Consider the following 22,446-nt stretch of genomic DNA (forward strand, 5'->3'; position numbering starts at 1 on the left):
GCCTAGGCCTCCCCGTCCCCGCCGCCCGGGCGGGTCCGGAAGCGCGTAAGCCCCACGAATCCGGCCAGACACATGATGGTTCCGCCGATCCATATCCAGTTGACCAGGGGATTGACGCTGATTTTGACGCTGATGGACTTCTGCTCGGTGAAGCTCAAGAGCACGGCGTAGAGCTCGTCGCCCAGGGAAAAGACCGTGGACACCTCGGCAAAGGGCTGCTCGAAGCCGCGATAGATGCGCCGTTCCGGGGTCAGCTCGGACACCTTCCGGCCGTCCTTCTCCACGGCGATCACGGCCTGGGCCACGCTTAGGGCCTCGCCCTCGGTGATGGCCAAGTCCTGGTAGACCAGGCGGTAGCCGCCCACCTTCATGTCCGCCCCCGGGGCCAGGATGGCCTCCTTGGCGCTCTGGTAGGGCCCCGACACGGCCACCCCCAGAAACAGAAGCGCCGTCCCGGCATGGACCAGATAGCCGCACAGCCCGCCCTTGGCGCTGCGCGCGGCCCGGTCGCGCACAAAAAGAAGCGCGATCCCGGCCAGGGCCCCGATGGCCCCCACGGCCGCGGCCAGGGCCACGGGATGGGTCATGCCCGAAACGTACAGGGCCACGCCTACGGCCAGGGAAAACACCCCCAGGGCCACGGCCGCTTTGCGGTCGCGCACCCCGTCCTTCCAGGACAGCCAGGGACAGACGATCAATAAAAGGGCCACCACCGCGAACAGGGGGTTGCAGGCCCGGTTGTAGAAACCGGCGTCCAGGCCCACGGCCTTGGCGCTCCACAGGGTGCTGATGACCGGCCACATGGTGCCCAGGATGACCACCAGAGACAGGGCCGTAAAAAGCCAGGCCAGGACCACCAGCGCCCCGGGCAGGCTCACCAGGCCCGGCAGGGGCCGGGCTTCGCGCTCCGGGTCGCCGCCCAGGCGCAAGGCGGCCACGGTCAGGGCCAGGCCGAAGAGAATAAACACCAGGAGCGGCCGCGACACGCCGCCTTCGCCAAAGGCGTGCAGGGACTCCACCACCCCGCTGCGCACCAGATAGGTGGCGAAGATGCTGGAGAGAAAGGTCAGGCTGACGAGCAGGACATTGGTTTTGAGAAGCGCGCCCCGGCGGCGCTCCACCACGGCGGTGTGGATGAAGGCCGTGCCCATGAGCCAGGGGATGAGCGAGGCGTTTTCCACCGGATCCCAGGCCCAGTAACCGCCCCAGCCCAGCTCCATGTACGACCACCAGCCGCCCAGGACGATGCCCGCGGTCAGAAAGATCCAGGCCAGAAGGATGTAGTTGCGCCCGGCCCGTATCCAGGAAATCCTCTCGCCGGACAGCCATGCGGCCAGGGCCAGGCAGCAGGGTACGGTGAATCCGGCATAGCCCAGAAACAGAAGCGGCGGATGAAAGATCATGCCCGGGTTGCGCAGGAGGGGATTTAAGCCCCGGCCCTCATGGGGCGGCGGGACAAGCTCCATGAAGGGGGTGCTGGGGCCGGTCAGCAGCAACAGGAAAAAGGCCTCCACGCCCAGGTAAAAGAGCCAGAACAGCCGTTTGGTCTGCGGTGCAAGGGCCCGGTATGCCGCCGTGTTGGCGAAAAGCGACCCGAAAAGGCCCAGAGTGAGCATCCAAAACAGAAGCGACCCGGCCTGCCCGGCCCAGAAGGCGGTGACCGTGTAAAAAAGCGGCAAAAACGAGTCCGTGTATTCGGCCACATACTGGAAGGAAAAGTCCCTTTCCCACAGGGCGACGACCAACACGGCCGAGGCCACGGTGGTCAAAACGAAAACCCCCGACTGGGCGCGTTCGTACCACAGCAGGCCGTCGTTTTCGCCGCGCCAGGTCTTCATGGCGGCCACGACCGCCGCAAAAAGGGATACCAGAAGGGACGCCATAAGGGCCCAATAGGCCACGAAATGCATGGAAACTCCTTTGTCTGAAGCCGATAGTCCCGGTCGTTCGGAAGAACGCCTCTTTTCCCGACCCCGGCCCGGGCAGGCCCGGACAGGCCCGGACGCGACTGGCGGGAAAACGCCGGTCCCGGGGGGATCGTCCGCCCCGCGCGCCGCAGGGGCCTTGGCCGGACGGCCCGGCGGCCGGTTTTCCGGACAGGCGTCGCGCAGCGGTTATAAAAACGGGGCGTGTGGCCCGATGCCGCACACGCCCCCGTCCCTCACGTCGAAACCCCTGTCGCGTCCTCGAACCTGGCGTACTGATTGATAAAAACAACTCTTTGAAAAATTCTTTTTTTCTTAAAAAATACCGGCGTATTTTTTACGCAACGCAACACCCCTCGCCGTTTATCCGGAAACGAACCGTCACCCGGTCTTTTCCCGGTTCTGCTTCTCGTACTTGGACGGACACTTGGTCATCAGCGAATTGGCCCCGAAGACGCCCGAGCCGGAATCGAAACCGCCCTCCACGATGACCTCGGCCCCGGGCTTGAAGGTGTCGGGCACCGCGCCCTTGTAGTCCACCCACAGGGTTTTGGCGGTGTTGTCCTTATCCTCAAGCTTGAATTTGACCCCCAGGCCGCCCTGCGGGGAGGTGAGGCCTTCGGCGGCCACGGTGCCGAACAGGCGCACCTTGTGGAGCTTGCCCGGCTCCATGGCCATGGCCTCGGAGACGTTCAGGAAATAGGAGCTGTTCTCGCCCAGCCCGGAGACGACAAGATAGCCCAGCCCCCCCAGAAAGAGGACCAGGGCCGCTGCATAGATGCCTTTGGAGCCGTTTTTTTTCATGGTCGCGCTCATCCGTCGCGTGGAGGTTCGTCGGAATCGCCCGGCACGGTCATCTTCGTGAGCAACTGGCTGCGCCGCGTCCGGGCTAATTCCCTCATATCAGCCACCTGGTCGGTCTCGTCAACGATTTCCTTGCCCAATATCTCTTCCAGCACGTCTTCCAGGCTGACCACGCCGCTGACGCCGCCGTATTCGTCGAGCACCACGAAAAGATGGGTGCGCGACTCCAGAAACTTCACCAACAGCCGGTCCAGGGTCATGGACTCGAGCACGAACCGCACCGGCTTCATGAGCTGGGCCATGGTCAGGTTGTCCTGGTCGTTGGCCAGGGCCTCCAACACCTGTCTGCGGTAGACGATGCCCACCATGTCTTCCGGGTCGTCCGCATCGTGGACCGGGATGCGGCTGTGGGGCCAGAACGTCCCCTTGGCCATGCCCGTGGTCATGGTCGCGGCCAGGGAGAAGACCACGGTGCGCGGGGTCATGATGTCGCTGACGGTCTTGTCGTCCAGCGACAGGATGTTTTTGATGGACAATTCTTCATAAGGCTTAATCACGCCTTCCTTGCGGGTCAAGCTGACCACGGCCCGCAGATCCTCCTCGGTGGACACCGGGCCCTTGCGCTTGGGGCGCACCATGCGGGCCATGAGCCCGCCCACCCAGATCAGCGGCGTCAGGGCCACGATCATGACCTGGATGGGCACGGCCAGATAGGGGGCCAGCCTGCGGTTGTAAGCCACACCCACGGTTTTCGGCAAAATCTCGCCCAAGGCCAGGATCAACAGGGTGAACCCGGCGGTGAATATCCACACCTGTTCCGGCTCGAACACGGCGGCGGCGGCGGCCCCGGCCACGGCGGCCCCGGCCGTGTTGGCCACGGTATTGAGGGTCAGGATGGCGGTGATGGGCTTTTCCACGTTTTGGCGCAGGTAGTACAGGTGCTCCCCGGCCTTTTTCCCGTCCTTGCGCAGCTTCTCGATGAAGCTCCAGGGAACGGAATAGAGCATGGCCTCGCTCATGGAGCAAAAGGCGGACACGAGCACGGCGATGGCTACGGAGAGGATAAGGGTCAGCATGGGCAATGGGCCGCGACGGCGCAACAGCGCGTCCGGACACCGGGCGTTTGGAGAAACCTGGGGCGCACAGGGAAGGTTGCGAACTGGCGAAACGGATCGTGTTCCATTAGGGTAATGCGCTCCGGGCGGTTGCCGCCCCAAAAACGCATTTGTCCTTCTTATGTATTTTTCATCCGCCTGTAAAGGAGCCTTCATGCCACCCCTGTATTTTGATCACAACGCCACCACCCCCGTGGCCTCCCGGGTTGTTGCGACCATGCGGCCCGTGTTCGAGAGCCATTTCGGCAACCCCGGCAGCGCCCATATCTGGGGGCTTCAGGCCAAAAAGACCCTGGATGCGGCCCGCTTCCGCGTCGCGGCCCTGATCGGCGCGACGCCTGGGGAAATCGTCTTCACCGGCTGCGCCACGGAGAGCAACAACACCGTGGTCTTCGGCCATTTCCCGGATCGATCCGGACACCTGGCGGTCTCGGCCGTTGAGCACCCCTCGGTCCTGGCCCCGGCGATGGCCCTTTCGGCCGCAGGCGTGGAGGTCAGCGTCATCCCGGCTGGCCCGGACGGCGTGGTCTCCCCGTCCCAGGCCGCCGCCCGCATCCTGCCCCAGACGCGGCTCGTCAGCGTCATGCTGGCCAACAACGAGACCGGGGTCATCCAGCCCGTGGCCGACATCGCGGCCCTGGCCCATGCCGCAGGCGCGGCCATGCATGTGGACGCCTCCCAGGCCGTGGGCAAGATTGACGTGAACGTGGACGCACTTGGCGCGGACTTTCTGACCATCGCCGGACACAAGCTCTACGCCCCGAAAGGGGTGGGCGCGCTCTACGTGCGAAAGGGCATGGAGCTGCCACCGCTTCTTCTGGGCGGCGGCCAGGAGGGGGGCCTGCGTTCGGGCACGGAAAACGTGGCCTTGATCGCGGGCCTGGGCGAGGCCTGCGCCATGGCCGCCGAAGACGTGGCCCGGGAGGCGGCCCGGCAGGTGCAGATTCGCGACGCCGTGGAGGCCGGGCTTTTGGGGCTCGGATACGAGGCCATGATCCACGGCCGGGGCGCGCCGAGGCTGCCCAACACCACGTTCATCGGCTTTGCGGGATTTCGGGCCGTGGACATCCTGTCGGAGTGCGTGACCGAGGACATCGGCTGCGGGGCCGGGGCGGCCTGCCACGGCGCGGACACCGCGATCTCCCCGGTGCTTGCGGCCATGGGCGTCGCCCGGGACTTTGCCGAGGGAACCATCCGGCTGTCGCTTGGGCGGTCCACCACCATGGAAGACGGCATGGAGCTTGTGGAGCGGCTGGGGAGGATACTTCGCCGCCTGTCCCGGTAACTCCGTCACGGGTATTCTATGGGGCATTCTGCGGGACGATCTGCGGGGCATTTTCTGCGGGACGGTCTGCGGGATGGTCTGCGGGACAGTCGGCGGGGCGGCCTTACCCGTCCGCCTCCCCTACTGCGCCTCCTCGTCCCACCGGGCGTAGGGCGGCCGCACGCCGTAGGGCCGCAGCCCGGGCAGGACCGTTTCCGGCGCGCCCTGGCAGGCGATGACGCCCTCGTGCAACACCAGGACATGGTCGGCCAGATCGGCCAGGGGATCGAGTTCGTGGGCGGCGGCGATCTGCGTCAGCCCGGCGGCGGCGTTTTGGCGCAGGATGCGGCGCATTTCCAGAACGCCCGGATAGTCGAGGTTGCTTAAGGGCTCGTCGAGCAAAAGCGCCTGCGGCGGCCCTTCGTCCGGCGCGTGGACCAGGGCGGCGGCCAGGCACAGCTTGCGGCGCTGGCCAAAGGACAGGGTATGCACCGGGGCCTCCCACAAGGCCAAAAGCCCCATGCGCCGGGCGGCGTTCCGGGCCACGTCCAGGAACCGGGGGTCGCGGGGGTCGCCGGAAAGCGTCAGGTCTTCGCCCACGGTCGCGCCGAGGATCTGCATGTCCGGGTCTTGCAGCACGAGGCGCACGGCGCGCCGGATGCCGTCCTCGTCCCCGGGGGAGACGCGCTCCCCCACGCGCACGGTCCCGGCGTCCGGGGTGAGGATGCCCGCCACAAGGGCCAAAAGCGTGGACTTGCCCGCCCCGTTTCGCCCGGCCAGGATGGTCAGCGCCTTGTCGGGCGTGCCCCCGGTGGCCCCGCACAGGACCGGGCGGCCCTTTTCGTGGGCGAAGGACAGGTCCGTGAAGGCGATCACGCCGGAAGCAGCCTTTTGGCGCGCAGGTGCCGGTAGCAGGCGATGGCCAGGGCCATCTTCACGAGATCGGACGGAATAAACGGCACAAGGCCCACGGCGGCGGCTTTGGCCAGGTCGGTGTTCATGACTGCGGCCAGACGCACGACGCCCGGGGTGAAAAGGACCACCGAGCCCACAAGCCCGAAGGCGATGCCGCGCAGCCAGGGCAGCTCCCCGGGTTGGCCGTCCGCCGCCCGGCGCGGAGCCAGGCCGTAGACGGCGGCCTGGAAGACAAATCCCAGAAGAAAACCGCCGGTGGGGCCCAGCAGATGGGCGAAACCCGAGGAGCCCTTGGAGAAGACCGGCAGCCCCAAAACCCCGGCGGCGATGTACAGCAGGACCGCTACGGGGCCGCGTACGGGCCCCAGGATCAGGCCGCAGAGCATGATGAAAAAGGTCTGGAGGGAAAAGGGCACCGGGCCGATGGGAAACTGGATGTGCGCGCCCACGGCCGTAAGCGCCGCCAGGACGGCGGTCCACACCAGACGGTTGACGGAGGCGACGGAGGCGCTTGGCATAGGTGAAGTCCTTGGCGGCGGATTGGCGTGGACGATACGGCCACGGCGTCCCTGGAGAAACCCAGGGGATGGTCCGGGCCGCCCCGGGGCGGGGCGCGGCAGCGGCCTCAGGCCGCCCTGCCCCGGCAAAGCTTTGCCGCGCCGCCGGGGCGAAGCGGCGGAAAGGTCGGCCTAGGCCCCCACGCGGAAGGGATTGAAGTCCGTGTGGCGGTCGTAGTAGTCTTCGTTCTCGGAACGCTTGAGGAAGCCCACGATGGCGTAGGTGGCCGGGGTGAAGGCGATCTCCACCAGGGTCTTGAACACGAAGTTGGAGAAGATGAGCGTGCCCACGAGTTCCAGCGGCAACACGCCCGTGAAGGCCACGGCCACGAAGACCACCGTATCCACCACCTGGCCGAAAAGCGTGGAGCCGATGGTGCGCATCCACAGGAAGCGGCCCTCGGTTTTGACCTTGAGTTTGGCCAGGACGTAGGAATTGACGAATTCGCCGCAAAAATAGGCGGCCAGGCTGGCCAGGACGATACGCGGGGTGAGCCCCAAAATGGCGTCGTAGGCCTCCTGGTGGGGCCAGTCCGCAGCCGGGGGCAGCGCGCCCACGAACATGAACACGGCGGCCATGACCAGCGTGGCCATAAAGCCCATCCAGATCACCCGGCGGGAGCGGGAATAGCCGTAGACCTCGGTGAGGATGTCGCCGAAGATGTAGCTTAAAGGGAAAAGGATGGTGCCGCCGTCGAAGGTGAAGGGCCCCAGGTCCAGGATCTTGGAGGAGGCCACGTTGGAGATGAGAAGGACGCTGACGAAAAGGGCGGTGATGGCGTCCAGGTGCTTGTAGTGTCGCATGAAATCCTCGTAACGTCGTAATGGTGAAACAGGGGTAGCTACAAGATTCGGACGGGGATGACAAGCCGGTCGGAAAAGCGCCTCCCGGCCCCTCTCCGGCCGCTGGGAAGGCAATGGTTTCAGGAGGTTGCGTGGCGGGAAAAAAGGTGATTCCCATCGGCCGGACCATGACCACCCGGCAGCGGCTGGTTGCGTCCGTGGGCCGGGTGCTGGCCCGGGAGGGCTTCAAGGGATTCGGACTGGGCAAGGTGGCCCTGGAGGCCGGGGTGGACAGGCGGGTGATCTCCCGGCATTTTGGGGGACTGGCGGAACTGGTGGACGAGTTCGCCCGGTCGCCGGAGTTCTGGCCGACCACGGCGGAGATCCGGGCGGGCATGGAGGCCGCCGGGCCCGGGGACGGCCCCGAGGGGCAGCTCGCCGCCTTTCACAAGGGTTTTTTGCGGGCGCTTCTCAACCGCCCCCAGACGTTGGACATCCTGGCCTGGGAGTTGATGGAGCGCACCAGCGTCTCCCGGATGCTGGAGCAGGCCCGGGTGCGGGTGGCCCTGGAATGCTTCGAAGGCCTGACCGGCGAGACGCCCGACGCCCCGGGGCTGACCGGGATCGTGGCGGTCATGGGCGCAGCCGTGCTCTTTTTCGCCGTCCGGGCCCGCCTGGGCGGCCATTTCGGGGGACTCGACCCCAACGACCCGGCCGATCTGGCCCGCATCGATACGGCCGTGGACGCCCTGGTCTGCGGCGTTTTTTCCAGACTGTAAACCGGCCGCAGACGCGGCGGGAGGCGCCATGAAACTTTTGGAAGGGAAAAAGGCCCTAGTCTTCGGCGTGGTCAACGAACGCAGCATCGCCTACGGCATCGCCAAGTGCTTTGTGGAGCACGGGGCCAGCCTGGGCTTAAGCTACGCGGCCGAGCCGATTTTAAAGCGCATCACGCCCATCGCCCAGGAGCTTGAGGCGGATTTCGTTTTGCCCTGCAATGTCTCGAGCGACGAGGAAATCGCCCGGGCGGCCGCCTTCGTCAAAGACAAGTGGGACCATGTGGACATCCTGGTGCATTCCATCGCCTTTGCCCGGCGCGAGGATCTGGCCGGACGGTTCATCGACACCAGCCGGGAGGGGTTCTCCATCGCGCTCGACGTCTCGGCCTATTCCCTGGTGGCGCTTTGCCGGGCCTTCGAGACCCAGTTCTCGGACGCCGCCTCGGTCATCACCCTAAGCTATTACGGCGCGGGCAAGGTGGTGGCCAACTACAACGCCATGGGCGTGGCCAAGTCGGCCCTGGAGGCCAGCGTACGCTATCTGGCCGTGGATCTGGGGGCGCGCGGGGTGCGGGTCAACGCCATCTCCGCCGGGCCGGTCAAGACCATGGCCGCCTCGGCCATCAGCGGATTCAAGACCATCCTGGAGCGCATCGAGGAGAAATCGCCCATGCGGCGCAACATCACCATTGAGGACGTGGGCAAGTCCGCCCTGTACCTGGCGTCCGATCTTTCGTCGGGCACCACCGGGGACGTGGTGTTTGTGGATTCGGGCTACAACATCATGGGGGTGTAGCGTGGCTGGCGACGCGGGGACGCGCCGCGCCCCGCCTGGGGCTGCCCAGCAGGACGCGCCGGGCATGTCCGCCGCACCCGAAAGGCCAGAGGCGCCGGACGCGTCAGGCCTCCCCAGGGATCGGGCCGGGATTGCGGCCCGTATTGCGGCCTGCGGGCTGGATTGCGGCCGCTGCCTGAGCCATCCGCAAAGCCCCATCAGCAGACATGCCCGGGGGCTTCTGGCTGAACTGGGGAATTTCGCGGCCCGGGCGGCGTTTTTCGCGCGCCTGGACCCGGTTTTTGAGCACTATGCGGCGTTTGAGGCGGTGGCGAAACGGTTCGCCGCCGCCGACTGCGCCGGATGCCGTTCGGGAAAGTGTCTTTTGGGGCGCTGTACCGTGCAGACCTGCGTGAAAGAGCACGGCGTGGATTTTTGCTGCGAGTGCGCGGAGTTTCCCTGCGACCACACTGGGTTTTCCGATATGCTGCACGCGAGGTGGCTGGCCAACAACGAAAAGATGCGGGAGCTGGGACTGGCCGGGTATATGGAGTGGGTGGCCGGGCAGGCGAGGTACTAGGGTCCGTCGACGGTCGGACGGCTACAGAAACACCCGGTAATCCACGCGAAACACCTCGGCCAGGCGCTTGGCCGTCTCCTTGCCGATGGGACGACGACCGTTCTCCATGTCCGAGACGTGGCGGCGCGGGATGTCCGCCCGTTCGGCCAGGGTCGTCTGGGTCAGGCCATCGCGGTGACGGAATCCCTGAAGCACCCGCCCCGGGGCATGCTCGGGAAAAACCCGCTCCCAGCCTATCGGATCATCCTCATTTTCAAAGCCGAACTCGCGCAGGGCGGCCACGGCTTTCTCACGCAGGGAAGCCGGACCACTGAAGCGCAGCACCACAGTTTCAGTAGGGGGCGTCTTCGTGCGTTCCAACATAAACAATCTCCACAAGCTTGATGTGACCGGACACTTCCTCCCAAACGGCGACGTATGTCGGGCGGCCTTTCTTGATGTGGCAGTGGTGACGATTTTTCCCAAGCTTGGAATAGTTTGGCCAATCGCCGCGAACGGGCCCCTCGAAACGAAGCTGCATCACCAACGCCTCAAGAGACAACACAACTTTTTGCGGGAGATCAGGCTTCTGTTTGGCCGCCCGCCGCGAAAATACCACGCGCCACGTCATGGGGAAATCAATGCATCAAAAAATGGTGCATGTCAAGGCAACAATCCCGAAAAAAGCCTCACCCTCCCCCCACGGCGGGGAAAATCCCCACCCGGCAGCCGTCGCGAAGGGCCGCGTCCAGGGCCGCCGCCACCCCGTCCACAAAGACGATCTTCACCTCGGCGGGCGCGACGCCAAGCGCGGCCACCACATCCGCCACCGTGGCCCCGTCCGCGACCTCATAGCGATCCGCCCCGGCCGGGGTATGTTTCGCCAGCGTTGCGAAGCATTTGACTGAGATATGCATGCCTCCCCTCCTATCCAAAGCGCGGATACATGAAAAGCGGCCGGGAATCTCCCTGCGAGAGTTTCCCGGCCGCCGTCATACCGTCATCAGGGGCGCGGCGTGCGGAAACATCCTGTCAGCCGCCCGCCTCCCGGCAGGGGCAGCCCAGCCGGGCCTGCCCGCTGTCATGCAGCCGTCCTCCTGCCGCGTTCCCATGTCCTATTCTCGAAAACGGGCATCGCGGTCGGCAAAGCCGTTTCCTGGCAGCGCGACCCTAGGACACCTTCGCGCCCTGCAACTCCTCCGGGGTGAAGTCCCAGGTGGTGTTGTGCGGGGCCAGGGGCTCGGCGAAAAACTCCGGCAACTGGTCGTGCTCCTTGGTGAACCCGGCCTTGGTGTTGAAGGCGATCTCGTCTTTCAGGGTGTTCACGCCCAGGGCCAGGAAATCCCCGGGGGCGAACGCCTTCCCGGTCACGGCCGCGATCTGGTCGCACATGACCTGCACTGCGTCGGCCGTGTCCAGCACCGCAAAGGCCACGAACAGGCAGAACCCCACAGCGTCGATGGCGGCCGTGGCGATCTGGAGGTTTTTGGACAACTCCACCTGGCCGACTTTGGTCATGGGGTTCACGTCGCCGCCGCATTTCAGGATGTTCTGGCACACGGCGTATCCGGCCGTGTGGTCCGCGCCCATGGGGGTGGTGGCGTAGGTCACGCCCACGCCCTTGACCGAACGCGGGTCGTAGGCCGGCAGGGCCTGGCCCTTGACCTCGGCCACCCGGGACACCCCGAAGGCCTGCCCGGCGAACTTGGCCCCGTTGCCCATGATCCGGCCAAGCGAATCGGACGGGTCGCCCACCCGGCGCAACAGCGTAAGCGCCGCCTTGCTGTCGCCCCAGGGGATGATCCCGCCGTCCATGGCCACGGCCACGGCGTTGCCCATGTCGATGGTGTCCAGGCCCAGGTCGTCGCAGGCGTGGTCCATGCGGGCGATGTCGTCGATGTCGTTTATCAGGCAGTTGGCCCCAAACGCCCACACGGTCTCATATTCCAGGCCCGAGGACAGGTAACCGCCCTTGTCGTCCACAAAGGTCTGGGAGCACTGGATGACGCAGCCGGGATGACAGCCTTCCTTGGGTTTGCCGCCCCGGGCCTGCATGAGCTCCACCATCTTCTCGCCGCTGATGTCGGCGGCCTGGTCGAAGCGGCCGAAGCGGAAGTTCTTGGTGGGCAGGGCCCCGGCCTCGTTGATGATGTTGACCAGGATCGAGGTGCCGAATCCCGGCAGGCCCTGGCTGGTCACCGGGTGCGACCCCAGGATCTCCACCCAGCGCTTGTTGGCGGCCTTGAAGGCCTCCTTGTCGGCCACGGGCACGCCCGTTGCGCCGGTGTCGTCCACCACCACGGCCTTGATCTTTTTCGATCCCATGACCGCGCCCAGGCCCCCGCGACCGGCCGCCCGGGCCGGACGGCCCTTGGGGTCGGTGAACTGCACGGACGCCGCCAGACGGCAGGTTTCCCCGGCCGGGCCGATGAGCATGACCGCCGCCCGGGAACCATATTTGGCCAGGAGTATTTCGGAGGCCGCATAGGTGCCGAGCCCGGCAAGCTCCGGGGCCTCCACGATGCTCACGCCGTCGGCCTTGACCACGACCACCACGGGCGCGGCGGAGTCCTCGGGCTTGTCCTCGAAGACCATGGCCTGGATGCCGAGCTTGGCCATCTTCTGGGAGAACAGGCCGCCGGAGTTGCTTTCCTTGATGCCGCCGGTCAGCGGCGACTTGGCCCCCAGCGAGATGCGACCCGAGTTGGCGGCGGCCGTACCGGTCAGGATTCCGGCGGCGGCCACCAGCTTGTTGGACGCGCCCAGCGGATGGCTCAGGGCGGGAACCTCGTCGAGGATCAGGCGCGAGGTGAGCGCCCGGCCGCCCATCCCGGCGTATGCGCCCATGTCGCTGAAGGCGAAGGTCCGTTTGTTGGTGTCGATGCGAAGCAGTCTGCTCATGTGTGTTCCTCCTTGAACCAGGCGCTGAGGATGCGGCCTGATCGTCATTCTGTTATGCAATGTCACTCTCAACACTATTTATGCCAAACAAGACATAAGCCAACATTGACACATTGCAATATTGACATAAATAGCGCGATATGCATTGCATATAGCATGGCGTTCTGAGAAACAAAAGGGGTATTACAGGAACCTGACAAACGGGGATGGAAATATGCACAATGAAATAAGAGAAGCCACCGTCGAACTTACCCTCGATGAGCGCGCCATGGACCGGTTTGCGGGCCTGTTCGCCTCTGGCGTGGGGGTGGAAATGCCCGGGCCGTGCGGCCTGGACGTGTTTTTAGGGGAGAACCTCGGCCTCGACCCGGCCTATGTCCGGGAGCGGCTGCGCACGATCTTCGTCAACGGCCAGCCCGTGGACGACATCGCCAAGACCAAGCTCGCCCCCGGGGACGAACTGGCCCTGTCCGTGGCCATGCCCGGATTGGTGGGCATCTGCATGCGCCTGGACAGCCCGTTGAAATCCTTTCGGGGCGACATCACCCACGGCCGGGCGGCCTCCCGCAGCCATTTAGGTGACCTGGCCGGGACGGTGACCGTAAAACTGTTCAACTTCATCGCCCGGGAGATCGGGCCCGGACTCCTGGCCCGGGGCGTCACCATCGTTGGAGGGAAACTGGCCCGGGCCGTTGCCGACGGGAAAGGCATCGTGGCCGTGCGGTTCGGCGACGCGGACTGCGGCGTGTCCGAGCTTGCCGCACAATTTCAGACCATGCCGGATGCGGCGTATTTCGTGCGCGCGGCGCAAAACACCCCGTAATATTGAAAAAGAACAGGGAGGAGCTCTTGCCGGGGCCTTCGGTTTGGGCCATAATTGTGGTCAGGAGGGAGAAGGCACATGCCCGAATATCCCATCATCCTCGGCGTCTATTCCCTGGCCATGCAAACCGACCTGGGCGTCGGCGACACAGCCGGAAAACATCAATCCCTGACCTACTGGTACGCCCGGCAACTCGACGCCGAACGCTTCGAGGTGCAACCCCTCAATGTGCACCATGTGCCGTCCGGGGTGAAAAAGGAGCTGCCCGTCAAGGACTTCCTGACCCAGTACGTGCCGGAACCGCGATACTACAAGCTGCACACGGTTCCGGCCCTGGAGACGCTGGCCAAAAAGCTCGAGCAGGGTGAACAGGCCTTTTCCCTGGGGAATCTGGACGAGGCCGAGCGGCAGTTCGTCAAGGCGCTGATGATCGACGATCTCAATGTCTCGGCGACCTATGGCGTGGGCAAGGTGGCTTCGGAAAAAAAGGATTACGTGAAGCTCAAAAAGGTGCTGGGGACGCTTTTGCACCTGGACGAGGCCTTCTCCCGGGAATACCGGGAGCAGTTCAACAGCTTCGGCATCACCCTGCGCAAAAACAAGAACTACGACGAGGCCCTGGCCTTCTATGGCCGCGCCCTGGAACTCAACGCCAACGACGACCATGTGCATTTCAACATGGCCCGGGCCCACTACGAGAAAAACACCGTGGACGCCTGCATCAAGCACCTCAATCTGGCCCTGTCCATCCGGCCCGATTTCGTCGAGGCCCGCAAATTTCTGGATTACGTCATGAAGCGCATGGGGAACGCCACGGCGTAATGCCGCCGGGCCGCACGCACAGCCGGTGCGCCCACAGGCCTACGGCGACCCCGACGGCCCTTTGCTCTGAAGCGGCCGGGCCGAAGGCACGAAGTAGCGTTCCGTGAACTCCTCCACTACAATGTCCGCCTGCTCCCGCTCAATGAGCTCCGTGTCGAAATAGCGCGGCTCCATCTCCGTCTGGGGATTCATCCAGGCATAGACCGCAAAGCGGAAATGCTCGGCCAGAAAGGGCATGAGCTCCCAGAAAAAGGAATCGTGGAAAAAGACCGCCCGGGGCAGCCCCTCCCCCGCAGGCCCTGCTATCTCCGAGGCCACCAGGGGTTGGAAGTAGCCTGGGTTGGTCGAGGCCGGATAGTTCGTTCCCCGGGCCTTGGCCCCGCCTGCGGCGTTGACGTACAGCACGCGCGGCTCGGGGAGATAGTCCTGAAGTCCCAGCAAAAAGGCTAGATCGCCGGGGAGCCCGGCATATTCCACCGGCGTGTAATCCCCGGGGCCAAAAGGCCGGATGTTCGGGAAAAGCGGCGTCACATGGCGCATGATCTCCCGGTAGGCGGCAAACGCGCCATGGGCGTTCCAGTGGCTGTCCATGGCGTAGAAGACCTGATGTTCCTTTTTTGCGGCGGCAAGGGCCGGGCGCAGATCCACCACGTCCAGGGCGGCGTGGTCCGCCAGATAGCGCAACAACTGGTCCAGGTGCGAGTCCTCCACCGGGCGGGTGAAGGCCTCGGGGAGCTTTTCGGGATAGACCGTGTTTTTGTTGGGGGCCACCACCACCAGATAGGCGATGCCCCGGGACGCGCACCAGTCCCGGCGGGCGGTGAGCACCTCCAGCACCCGGCGCATCTTGGCCTCGGGCAGGGGCCGCGTGGTCCGGAAATCCTCAAGGATGTTGCGGTCGGGTCCGTCCTGGGACAAAAACAGCCACTTGTCCCGGCCCATGACCACGGGGTTGTTGTCCTGGGAGGACTTGAGCAGGAAGGCGTTGACGTAGTTGTACCAGGTGATGAGCCGACCGCGCAGGCCGAAATGTTTTTCCAGATAGCCGCCGCGCAGGGCGTTGAACACCCGCACCCAGGTTTCGGGAGCGGCGTCCAGGGGAGGCAGGCCCTCCATCCCCGATTCGGCCACGGCCGTGACTCGTCCCCGGCGCAACAGCTCGCTGGTCCCCGGGGCCAGAATCAAGGCCGAAAAAATCACAATGGACAAAACCATGGTCGCGAGCCGAGCCCGCGAGGGAAAGCTTGGCACGAAAATCACCACATCCTGTTGTTCAGCCTGCGGGCGGCCCCGCCGCAGCCGGGGGACGCCCCCAGGCCAGGTCCGCCTTGTCACGCATGGACGCAAGCTCCTGCAAAACCGCGTCCGGCGCCAGAAAGCGCAACGTCCGTCCGCAAAGCCAGCGCTCCCGCACCAGGGAGGCGCTGATGTCCAGACGGGGTATCTCCAGACATAAAAGCATGTGCCCGCCAGGCGTGGCCCACGCCGCTCCGGCCGTCACGCCGGGAGGCAGAGACCGGGCCGTGGCCCCAAGCCCGGCGCCCTCCCCGGCCAGATACGCGGCGATTTCATCGCCCCCCAGGCCCTCCCGGCCCAGCACCGCCAGATGGGCCAGGCGCGTCAGTTCGAACCCCCGCCTCCAGGTGGCCAGGTTGAGCAGATCGCCCGTTCCCATGATGAAAAAAAGCTCCGCCCCCGGGTGGTCCTCCCGGTACCGGACCAGGGTGTCGTACGTATAGGAGGGACCGGGCCGCCGGGACTCCAGGTCGTTGACCGCAAGGCCCGGCATGTCGGCCACGGCGGCCTGCAAAAGGCGCAGCCTGGCGGCGAAGCCGAGCATGGGCGCATCGGGCTTGTGGGGCGGTCGGGCCGACGGCACAAAATCCACCCGGTCCAGGCCAAGGCCCTCGGCGGCCTCCAGCGCCGCCCGCAGGTGGGCGCAATGCACCGGATTGAAGCAGCCCCCAAAGATGCCGATGCGCAGCGGCGGTCGCATTCCCTCCACGGTGAACGCCGCCCCCTATCCCCGCACCTGTCCCTGTCCCAGAACCACGAATTTGGCCCCGGTCAGTTCCGTGACCCCCATGGGGCCGTAGGCGTGCAGCTTGGAGGTGCTGATGCCGATTTCGGCCCCAAGGCCCAATTCCCCGCCGTCATTGAAGCGCGTGGAGCAGTTGACCCCGACCATGGAGGCGTCGGCCAGCCGCAGAAAGGCCATGGCCCGGTCATGGTTGGTGGTCAGGATGACCTCGGTGTGGTTCGAGCCGAACGCCGCGATGTGGTCCAGGGCCTCGTCCATGGAATCCACCACCTTCACGGCCAGGATCAGGTCGTGAAATTCGTGCCCGAAGTCCCCGGGAGCGGCGGCCACGGCCCCCTCCCCCAGAAGCGGCAGGCTGCGCGGACAGGCCCGGAAGCCGACCCCGGCCCGGGCCAGGGCCTCGGCCGCCCGGGGCAGGAAGGAGGCCGCCCGGTCGGCATGCACCAGAAGGCATTCCAGGGCGTTGCACACCCCGGGCCGCTGAGCCTTGGCGTTGACGACCACGGCCAGGGCCTGGTCTTCGTCCGCCTCGGCGTCCAGATAGGCGTGGCAGACGCCCTTGTAATGCTTGAGCACGGGCATGGTGGCCTGTTCGCTGACGGCCCGGATGAGCCCCTCGCCGCCCCGGGGGATCATGACGTCGATATATACGTCAAGCTTGCACAGGGCGGCCACGGCGGCCCGGTCGGAGGTCTCCACCAGACAGGCGGCGTCCCCGGGCAGCCCGGCCTGGGCCAGGGCCTTCTGCATGAGCCCGGCCAGGGCCATGTTGGAGGCCAGGGCCTCGGAACCGCCCTTTAAGATCACGGCGTTTCCGGCCTTCAGGCACAAGATGGCGGCGTCGATGGTCACATTGGGACGCGATTCGTAGATCATGCACACCACGCCCAGAGGAATCCGCATGCGGCCGACCAGCAGGCCGTTTTCACGCTTTTTCAGGGCGTCGATCCCGCCCACGGGATCGGGCATGTCCGCCACCTCGCGGCAGGCCTTGGCCATGGCGGCCATGATCGCCGGAGTCAGGCGCAGCCGGTCCAGGCGCGGGGCGTCGAGTCCGGCGGCGGCGGCCTTTTCCAGATCCAAGGCGTTGGCCTCGTACACCCCGGCGGGCTCGGCGGCCAAAAGATCGGCCAACAGGTGCAAGGCCCGGGCCTTGACAGCCGGGTCGGCTCCGGCCATGAGCCGGGAGGCGCGTTTGGCGCGTTTGGCCAGGTCAAGCATGGCGGCGGCGGCGTCCATGGAGTGTGTCCTCGCTTTTATACATGGTCGAAAACATCCCGTGGCTTGGCAACAACCGGGAAAAAAGTCAACGGGCGGCCAGGGCCCGGGCCCCGGAGAAGGACGCGCCGCGTTTCCCCGGACTTTTGACAGCCCGCCCGGTTTCTGCTTAAACGTCTTGTTCTTTTGCATTTCGCACCACATCCCCATTTTGGAGGAATACCCATGGCCGATCAGACGAAAAAACCCGCCGCGCCGCACGCCGAGGACAAGGCCGCCCACGCGGCTGAAGACCACGGTCTTCTGGCCCGGATTGTCCTCGCCTACTGGAAGCCCGCCGCCATCGCCGCCATCGTGGCCCTGGCAGGGTCCGGAGGCATGGCCCTGTATGAAAAATACCAGGCCTCGCGCATCGCCGAGGTCACCGAAAAGATCGGAAAGATCGCGGCTGAAAAAACAGGCCCGGATCGCCTGGCCGACCTCAAGGCCCTGCTGGCCGAGGCCCCCTCGGGCGCCAGGGAAGGCGTGCTTCTGGAGATGGCCAAGGCCGCCCAGGACGCAGGCGACCTGCCCGCTGCGGCCCTGGCCTGGGAGGATCTGTCCAAATCCTCCGACGGCGCGGTGCGCTCCCTGGCGGAACTGGGACAGGCGGCTATCCTGACCAAGGCCGGGGACACGGCCAAGGCCTTGCAGATTCTGGAAAAAGCCCGGGGCACGGCCTCAAAGCCGTTTCTTTTGGCCATTGACCGCCAGATGGCGGTGACCGCCGAGGCCGCAGGCAACCTCAAGGCGGCGCTGACGGGATATGAGCGCATGAAGTCGGAAAGCTCCATGCAGAACATGTCGTATATCGATTCCAAGATCGAGGCCCTGAAGGCCAAGATTGAGGCGGGCGGACAAAAAAGCAACGGTTAGGCCACCGGGTTTTCCGGAACCCGACGGGAGTTTGCATTTATGGGCAAGGAGCTTTTGGACCGGGAAGGCGGGGCGAGGCATTTTCTGCTCGGCAACGAGGCCATCGTCCGGGGGGCGCTTGAGGCAGGGGTGGACATGGTGACCTGTTATCCGGGCACCCCCTCCTCGGAGGTTCCGGACACCTTTTTCCGGCTCTCGCCGCAGGGACCGTATCGTTTCGAATATTCCGTCAACGAGAAGGTGGCCCTGGAGGTCGGGGCCGGAGCCAGCCTGGCCGGGGCCAGGACGCTTGTGACCATGAAGCACGTAGGCGTCAACGTGGCCGCCGATCCCCTGCTGACCCTGGCCTACGTGGGGTCGCCCGGGGGATTCGTGCTGCTTTCGGCCGACGATCCGGGCTGCCATTCCTCGCAAAACGAGCAGGACAACCGCTGGTACGCCCGGCTGGCCGGGCTGCCCTGCATCGAGCCATGTACGGCCCAGGAATGCAAGGACTTCACCCGGGCGGCCATGGAGTTGTCGCGACAGTTCGGCCATCCGGTCCTTGTGCGCACCACCACGCGGGTCAACCACGTCCGCGGCCCGGTGACCTTTGCGGCCCTGCCCGAAAAGGCCCCGTCCGCGCCCTTCGTAAAAAATCCCTTCCGCTACGTGCCGCTTCCGGCCTCGGCCCGGGTTATGCGCCTGGCGCTCCTGGACAAGCTCAAGGCCATGGCCGCAGCCGCCGACGCCTCGCCCCTAAACGTCGTCTCCGGGCAGGGCCGCGTGGGATTCGTGGCCTCGGGCATCTGCCGGGCCTACCTGCATGACGCGCTGTTCGAGACCGGGCTTTCCGGCCAGGTCAAGGTTTTAGACCTGGGCTTTTCCTCACCCCTGCCGGCCAACCTCATCGCCGATTTCGCCGCCGGACTGGACACCGTGGTGGTCCTGGAAGAGGTGGACCCCATTGTGGAAAACGAGATCCGGGCTCTGTTCCAACGCCGGGGCCTAACGGCTGCGGTCGTGGGCAAGGGGGAACACCTGCCGCGCTTCGGCGAATATTCCCCGGAGATCGTGGAGGCGGCGGTGCGCGCCGTATGCGGCCTGCCCGCGCGGGAAAAATCCCTGTACGCCGTACCGGCCGAACTGCCCAAACGCCCGCCAAACATGTGCGCCGGATGTCCGCATCGGGCCTCGTACCACGCCGTGCGCAAGGTCTTTGGGGACGAACCGGTCTATTCCTCGGACATCGGCTGCTACACCTTGGGCATCCAGCCGCCCCTGTCGGCCGCCGACTTCCTTTTCTGCATGGGCTCCTCGGTCAGCGCCGGAAGCGGCTTCGCCGCCGCCTCGGGACGCCCGGTGGTGGCCTTTATCGGCGACTCCACCTTTTTCCATTCCGGAATCACCGGGCTCATCAACGCCGTGGCCAATGGCCACGAGCTTTTGCTGGTGATCCTGGACAACCGCACCACGGGCATGACCGGGCACCAGCCGCATCCGGGCGTGGACCACACCATCTTCGGGGAATTCTCCTCCAAGGTGGACCTGGCCGGACTGGTGGCGGCCTGCGGCGTGACGCCCGTGCGGGTCAATCCCTTCAACCACAAAGCCACACTGGCGGCGCTGGCGGAACTCAAGGGACAGTCCGGGGTCCGGGTGCTCATCGCCGAGGCCCCCTGCCCCATCCACGCCCGCAAGGTCAAGATCGCGCGCAAGACCCCGCCCGCCCAGGTGGCTGGCGATCCCGGCAAGTGTCTGGCCTGCCGGGACGAACTGGCCTGTCCGGCCTTCTCCATGGTGGAGGGGGTCTTCGCCATCAATGCCGAGGCCTGTTCGGGCTGCATGTACTGCGTGCAGCTTTCCCCGGAAATCAAAGCCCGCAAGAAGGACGGATAAATGCAGCGCCATCGCATTTTTCTCACCGGCGTCGGCGGCCAGGGAACCCTCACCTCCACCCGCCTTCTGGCCCTGGCGGCCATGGACGCGGGGCTTGACGTGGTCTCGGGCGAGATCCACGGCATGGCCCAGCGCGGCGGCGTGGTGGAGTCCACGGTGCTTCTGGGCGGTTTCACAAGCCCCAAGATCAGCCCGGGGGAGGCCGACATCCTGCTCGGCTTCGAGCCCCTGGAGGCCCAGCGGGCCTTGTCCATGCTGCTCCAGGGCGGATTTGCGGCCGTCAGCACCGACCCCATCCCCCCCTTGAGCTCGGCCCTGGAGCGGGAGCCCTATCCGTCCCTGGAGGCCATCTGCGCGCCCATCCGGGAGTGGGCCGGGAAGGCGGTCTTCGTCCCCTGCCACGCCCTGGGGGTCAAGGCGGGCAACCCGCAAAGCGCCAACACCGCGCTTTTGGGCGCGGCCTGCGCCGCCGGGGCCTTTCCCTTCGGCATGGAGGCCATGGAAGCGGCCATCAAAAAGCATCTGCCGCCCAAGATCGTGGACGTCAACCTTGTCGCCTTGCGGCTGGGGGCGGACGCCCTCGGCGGTTGAGCGGAATCCGGGCGGGACATGAACGGACTCTCATCCTTTGAAAGCGGCTGGCCCATCTTCCTGACCACGCTCACACGCATCATTCAGGAAACAGGCCCCAACATCCCCGTGCGCCAGGGGTTGGAAAACACCCTGGACATCCTGGTGGGCAACCTGGGATACCGCCGGGTGCATATCGAACTGTTCGACCTGCCCCGAAAAAACACCAAAATCAGCCTGGACCGGGGCCGCGACCCGGGGATTTCCCACCTCTTCGGCCCCGGCCCCCTGGCCACGGGCCAGGTCATGGCCACCCGGCGCACCCTGGTCATCGGTGACGTCAAGGACCACCCCGACTTCATCGGACGCCCCCCCGAGGAACTGGAAACCCTGTCGTTTTTGTGCGTTCCCATTCATGCCCCCAAACCCGTCCCCGCCAATCACCAAGGCCCGGCGGCGTCCTCCGAGTCCCTGCCCCCTTCCGGCCCGGACACCCCCCCGGGACCGCCCGCGCCGACCGACGCGTCCGGCCAGGACGACGCCTTCGGGCAGGACCAGGGCTCCGTGCTCGGCACGCTCAGCGTGGACATCCCCAAGGCTCCGCCGGTTTTTCTGGAGGCCCACTGCGACTTTTTAAGCGTGGTGGCGACGCTGGTGGGCAGCCTGTCCATCCGGCTGCGCGACGAGCTCACCCGCCCCCGCCGCCGCCTGCCCCAGCCCCAGCCCGACACCACCCCCCTGCCGCCCCAGGGCGTCCAGCCCCCCGTGGCCGTGTCCAAGAGCATGCGCCTGGTGCTCAGGCAGGTGGCCCAGGCCGCCTCGTCCTCCACCCCGGTCCTGTTCCGGGGCGAAGAGGGCACGGGCAAGGAATTTCTGGCCGAATTGCTGCACGCCCAAAGCCCCCGCCGCCTGCGGCCGATTCTCAGGCTGTCCTGCGGCACGGACCCCGAGGAAGTGGTGGAGGAGACCCTGTTCGGGGTGCAAAAGGGCGAGGTCTCCGAGTCCACCCGCTCCAAACGCGGCATTTTCGAACTGGCCCAGGGCGGCACGGTCTTTTTGGACGACATCGAGGAGTTGTCGCCGGTGGCCCAGAAGGCGGTGCTCCGGGTCATCCACGAGGGCACGGTGCAGCGCAAGGGCGGGGTCGAGCCGGTGCAGGTGGACGTGCGCATCGTGGCCGCCACCAGCGCCTCCCTGGGCGAGCGCATGGCCAAGGGCGAATTTCTGGAAGACCTGTATTACGGCTTAAGCGTCCTGCCCATCTACGTCCCGGCCCTGCGCGACCGGGCCGGGGACATCCTGCCCCTGGCCGAACACTTCCTGGGCGAATATTCCAAAAAGCTCGGCAAACCCCTGCGCCGCATCTCCACCCCGGCTATCGACCTCTTAAACCAGTACCACTGGCCGGGTAACGCCCGGGAGTTGGCCAGCTGCATGGAGCGCGCGGCCATGCTGTGCGACGAGGGCGTGGTGCGCACCTACCACCTTCCCCCCACCCTGCAGACCGCCGAAAGCTCCAACACCGGCCCCAGCCTGTCCTTTGGCGAGGCCGTGGCCAAGTTCGAGCAGGAACTTTTAATCGAGGCCCTCAAAAAGGCCCGGGGCAACATGTTCCAGGCGGCCCGCGACCTGCGCGAAAGCTACCGGGTGGTCAACTACAAGGTCAAAAAATACGGCATAGACCCCAAGCGATTCACCATGGGCCGCCGGTGATACGGCCCAAAGGCCCCGGGAGCTTCGCCTGCCCGGGGCCTTTTCGTTTGCCGTCGCGCGGACGCCGGGGGCAAAGGCATTTACCTTTG

Annotated in this window: 23 protein-coding genes; 10 read left to right on the forward strand and 13 right to left on the reverse strand. The window is 65.8% G+C overall.

The features are described from left to right. Nucleotides 1–2: 2 nt before the first annotated feature. From GD606_RS07270 to GD606_RS07280, 3 genes are all read right to left on the reverse strand, one after another. Entirely contained in the window at nucleotides 3–1,910 is a 1,908-nt protein-coding gene (locus GD606_RS07270; RefSeq protein ID WP_163302035.1) for a heme lyase CcmF/NrfE family subunit, read from the reverse strand. A 396-nt stretch (nucleotides 1,911–2,306) separates the two neighbouring features. Beyond that, nucleotides 2,307–2,729 carry a cytochrome c maturation protein CcmE gene (locus GD606_RS07275; RefSeq protein ID WP_163302034.1) on the reverse strand — a complete coding sequence of 141 codons (423 nt, stop codon included), beginning with the start codon at nucleotides 2,727–2,729 and terminating at the stop codon, nucleotides 2,307–2,309. 8 nt (nucleotides 2,730–2,737) lie between these two features. After that, entirely contained in the window at nucleotides 2,738–3,805 is a 1,068-nt protein-coding gene (locus GD606_RS07280) for a hemolysin family protein (RefSeq protein ID WP_163302033.1), read from the reverse strand. Nucleotides 3,806–3,998: 193 nt separating this feature from the next. Between GD606_RS07280 and GD606_RS07285 the strand changes: the two genes are divergently transcribed. Then, a complete protein-coding gene (locus tag GD606_RS07285; RefSeq protein ID WP_163302032.1) occupies nucleotides 3,999–5,129 on the forward strand; it encodes a cysteine desulfurase family protein in 1,131 nt (376 codons plus the stop codon). 120 nt (nucleotides 5,130–5,249) lie between these two features. Here GD606_RS07285 and GD606_RS07290 read toward each other — a convergent pair whose 3' ends face one another. From GD606_RS07290 to GD606_RS07300, 3 genes are all read right to left on the reverse strand, one after another. Continuing rightward, nucleotides 5,250–5,984 carry an energy-coupling factor ABC transporter ATP-binding protein gene (locus tag GD606_RS07290; RefSeq protein WP_163302031.1) on the reverse strand — a complete coding sequence of 245 codons (735 nt, stop codon included), beginning with the start codon at nucleotides 5,982–5,984 and terminating at the stop codon, nucleotides 5,250–5,252. Further along, nucleotides 5,981–6,541: a biotin transporter BioY gene (locus GD606_RS07295; RefSeq protein ID WP_163302030.1), complete on the reverse strand. Its 561-nt coding sequence runs from the start codon at nucleotides 6,539–6,541 to the stop codon at nucleotides 5,981–5,983. The genes GD606_RS07290 and GD606_RS07295 overlap by 4 nt, the downstream gene beginning before the upstream one ends. 171 nt (nucleotides 6,542–6,712) lie before the next feature. After that, complete coding sequence (locus tag GD606_RS07300; protein WP_163302029.1) at nucleotides 6,713–7,384, reverse strand: queuosine precursor transporter; 672 nt, start codon at nucleotides 7,382–7,384, stop codon at nucleotides 6,713–6,715. 131 nt (nucleotides 7,385–7,515) lie between these two features. Between GD606_RS07300 and GD606_RS07305 the strand changes: the two genes are divergently transcribed. The 3 genes from GD606_RS07305 to GD606_RS07315 all read left to right on the forward strand — a co-directional run bounded on the left by GD606_RS07305 (nucleotide 7,516) and on the right by GD606_RS07315 (nucleotide 9,497). Then, nucleotides 7,516–8,142 carry a TetR/AcrR family transcriptional regulator gene (locus GD606_RS07305; protein WP_163302028.1) on the forward strand — a complete coding sequence of 209 codons (627 nt, stop codon included), beginning with the start codon at nucleotides 7,516–7,518 and terminating at the stop codon, nucleotides 8,140–8,142. A 28-nt stretch (nucleotides 8,143–8,170) separates the two neighbouring features. Beyond that, nucleotides 8,171–8,938, forward strand: coding sequence for an enoyl-ACP reductase FabI (locus GD606_RS07310; protein ID WP_163302027.1), 768 nt, complete (start codon nucleotides 8,171–8,173; stop codon nucleotides 8,936–8,938). A gap of 64 nt (nucleotides 8,939–9,002) precedes the next feature. Then, a complete protein-coding gene (locus GD606_RS07315; RefSeq protein ID WP_163302026.1) occupies nucleotides 9,003–9,497 on the forward strand; it encodes a DUF3795 domain-containing protein in 495 nt (164 codons plus the stop codon). A 21-nt stretch (nucleotides 9,498–9,518) separates the two neighbouring features. On the opposite strand, the gene GD606_RS07320 is transcribed toward GD606_RS07315, so the two are convergent. From GD606_RS07320 to GD606_RS07335, 4 genes are all read right to left on the reverse strand, one after another. After that, on the reverse strand, nucleotides 9,519–9,860 hold the full coding sequence (locus GD606_RS07320; protein ID WP_163302025.1) for a helix-turn-helix domain-containing protein: 342 nt from the start codon (nucleotides 9,858–9,860) through the stop codon (nucleotides 9,519–9,521). After that, the gene (locus GD606_RS07325) at nucleotides 9,829–10,107 is read right to left on the reverse strand and encodes a cytotoxic translational repressor of toxin-antitoxin stability system (RefSeq protein ID WP_163302024.1); all 279 of its coding nucleotides are present in this window, start codon (nucleotides 10,105–10,107) and stop codon (nucleotides 9,829–9,831) included. Before GD606_RS07325 ends, GD606_RS07320 begins: the two co-directional genes overlap by 32 nt. Before the next feature lie 58 nt (nucleotides 10,108–10,165). Then, nucleotides 10,166–10,393, reverse strand: a complete 228-nt coding sequence (locus GD606_RS07330) for a MoaD/ThiS family protein (protein WP_163302023.1) — start codon at nucleotides 10,391–10,393, stop codon at nucleotides 10,166–10,168. Between the two features lie 253 nt (nucleotides 10,394–10,646). Continuing rightward, nucleotides 10,647–12,377, reverse strand: a complete 1,731-nt coding sequence (locus tag GD606_RS07335) for an aldehyde ferredoxin oxidoreductase family protein (RefSeq protein ID WP_163302022.1) — start codon at nucleotides 12,375–12,377, stop codon at nucleotides 10,647–10,649. A 214-nt stretch (nucleotides 12,378–12,591) separates the two neighbouring features. Between GD606_RS07335 and GD606_RS07340 the strand changes: the two genes are divergently transcribed. Next, the gene (locus tag GD606_RS07340; RefSeq protein ID WP_163302021.1) at nucleotides 12,592–13,200 is read left to right on the forward strand and encodes a hypothetical protein; all 609 of its coding nucleotides are present in this window, start codon (nucleotides 12,592–12,594) and stop codon (nucleotides 13,198–13,200) included. Between the two features lie 78 nt (nucleotides 13,201–13,278). Next, nucleotides 13,279–14,022, forward strand: a complete 744-nt coding sequence (locus GD606_RS07345; protein WP_163302020.1) for a tetratricopeptide repeat protein — start codon at nucleotides 13,279–13,281, stop codon at nucleotides 14,020–14,022. Between the two features lie 39 nt (nucleotides 14,023–14,061). Here the strand turns inward: GD606_RS07345 and GD606_RS07350 are convergent, their stop codons facing one another. From GD606_RS07350 to GD606_RS07360, 3 genes are read right to left on the reverse strand one after another with little or no spacing between them, the layout of a single operon-like run. Continuing rightward, complete coding sequence (locus GD606_RS07350; protein WP_163302019.1) at nucleotides 14,062–15,237, reverse strand: alginate O-acetyltransferase AlgX-related protein; 1,176 nt, start codon at nucleotides 15,235–15,237, stop codon at nucleotides 14,062–14,064. 58 nt (nucleotides 15,238–15,295) lie between these two features. Further along, nucleotides 15,296–16,018, reverse strand: a complete 723-nt coding sequence (gene nadD / locus GD606_RS07355) for a nicotinate (nicotinamide) nucleotide adenylyltransferase (RefSeq protein WP_163302018.1) — start codon at nucleotides 16,016–16,018, stop codon at nucleotides 15,296–15,298. A gap of 24 nt (nucleotides 16,019–16,042) precedes the next feature. After that, entirely contained in the window at nucleotides 16,043–17,302 is a 1,260-nt protein-coding gene (locus GD606_RS07360; RefSeq protein WP_163302017.1) for a glutamate-5-semialdehyde dehydrogenase, read from the reverse strand. A 204-nt stretch (nucleotides 17,303–17,506) separates the two neighbouring features. On the opposite strand from GD606_RS07360, the gene GD606_RS07365 reads away from it, so the two are divergent. Genes GD606_RS07365 through GD606_RS07380 form a run of 4 tightly spaced genes read left to right on the forward strand, consistent with a single transcriptional unit; the run spans nucleotide 17,507 to nucleotide 22,357 of the window. After that, nucleotides 17,507–18,196 carry a tetratricopeptide repeat protein gene (locus GD606_RS07365; protein ID WP_163302016.1) on the forward strand — a complete coding sequence of 230 codons (690 nt, stop codon included), beginning with the start codon at nucleotides 17,507–17,509 and terminating at the stop codon, nucleotides 18,194–18,196. Between the two features lie 39 nt (nucleotides 18,197–18,235). Continuing rightward, a complete protein-coding gene (gene iorA, locus GD606_RS07370; protein ID WP_163302015.1) occupies nucleotides 18,236–20,074 on the forward strand; it encodes an indolepyruvate ferredoxin oxidoreductase subunit alpha in 1,839 nt (612 codons plus the stop codon). After that, entirely contained in the window at nucleotides 20,075–20,665 is a 591-nt protein-coding gene (locus GD606_RS07375) for an indolepyruvate oxidoreductase subunit beta (RefSeq protein WP_163302014.1), read from the forward strand. An 18-nt stretch (nucleotides 20,666–20,683) separates the two neighbouring features. Beyond that, nucleotides 20,684–22,357, forward strand: coding sequence for a sigma-54-dependent Fis family transcriptional regulator (locus GD606_RS07380; protein WP_176629247.1), 1,674 nt, complete (start codon nucleotides 20,684–20,686; stop codon nucleotides 22,355–22,357). Nucleotides 22,358–22,446: the final 89 nt, after the last annotated feature.

It is taken from the genome of Desulfolutivibrio sulfodismutans DSM 3696, from assembly GCF_013376455.1.
GTDB lineage: Bacteria > Desulfobacterota > Desulfovibrionia > Desulfovibrionales > Desulfovibrionaceae > Desulfolutivibrio > Desulfolutivibrio sulfodismutans.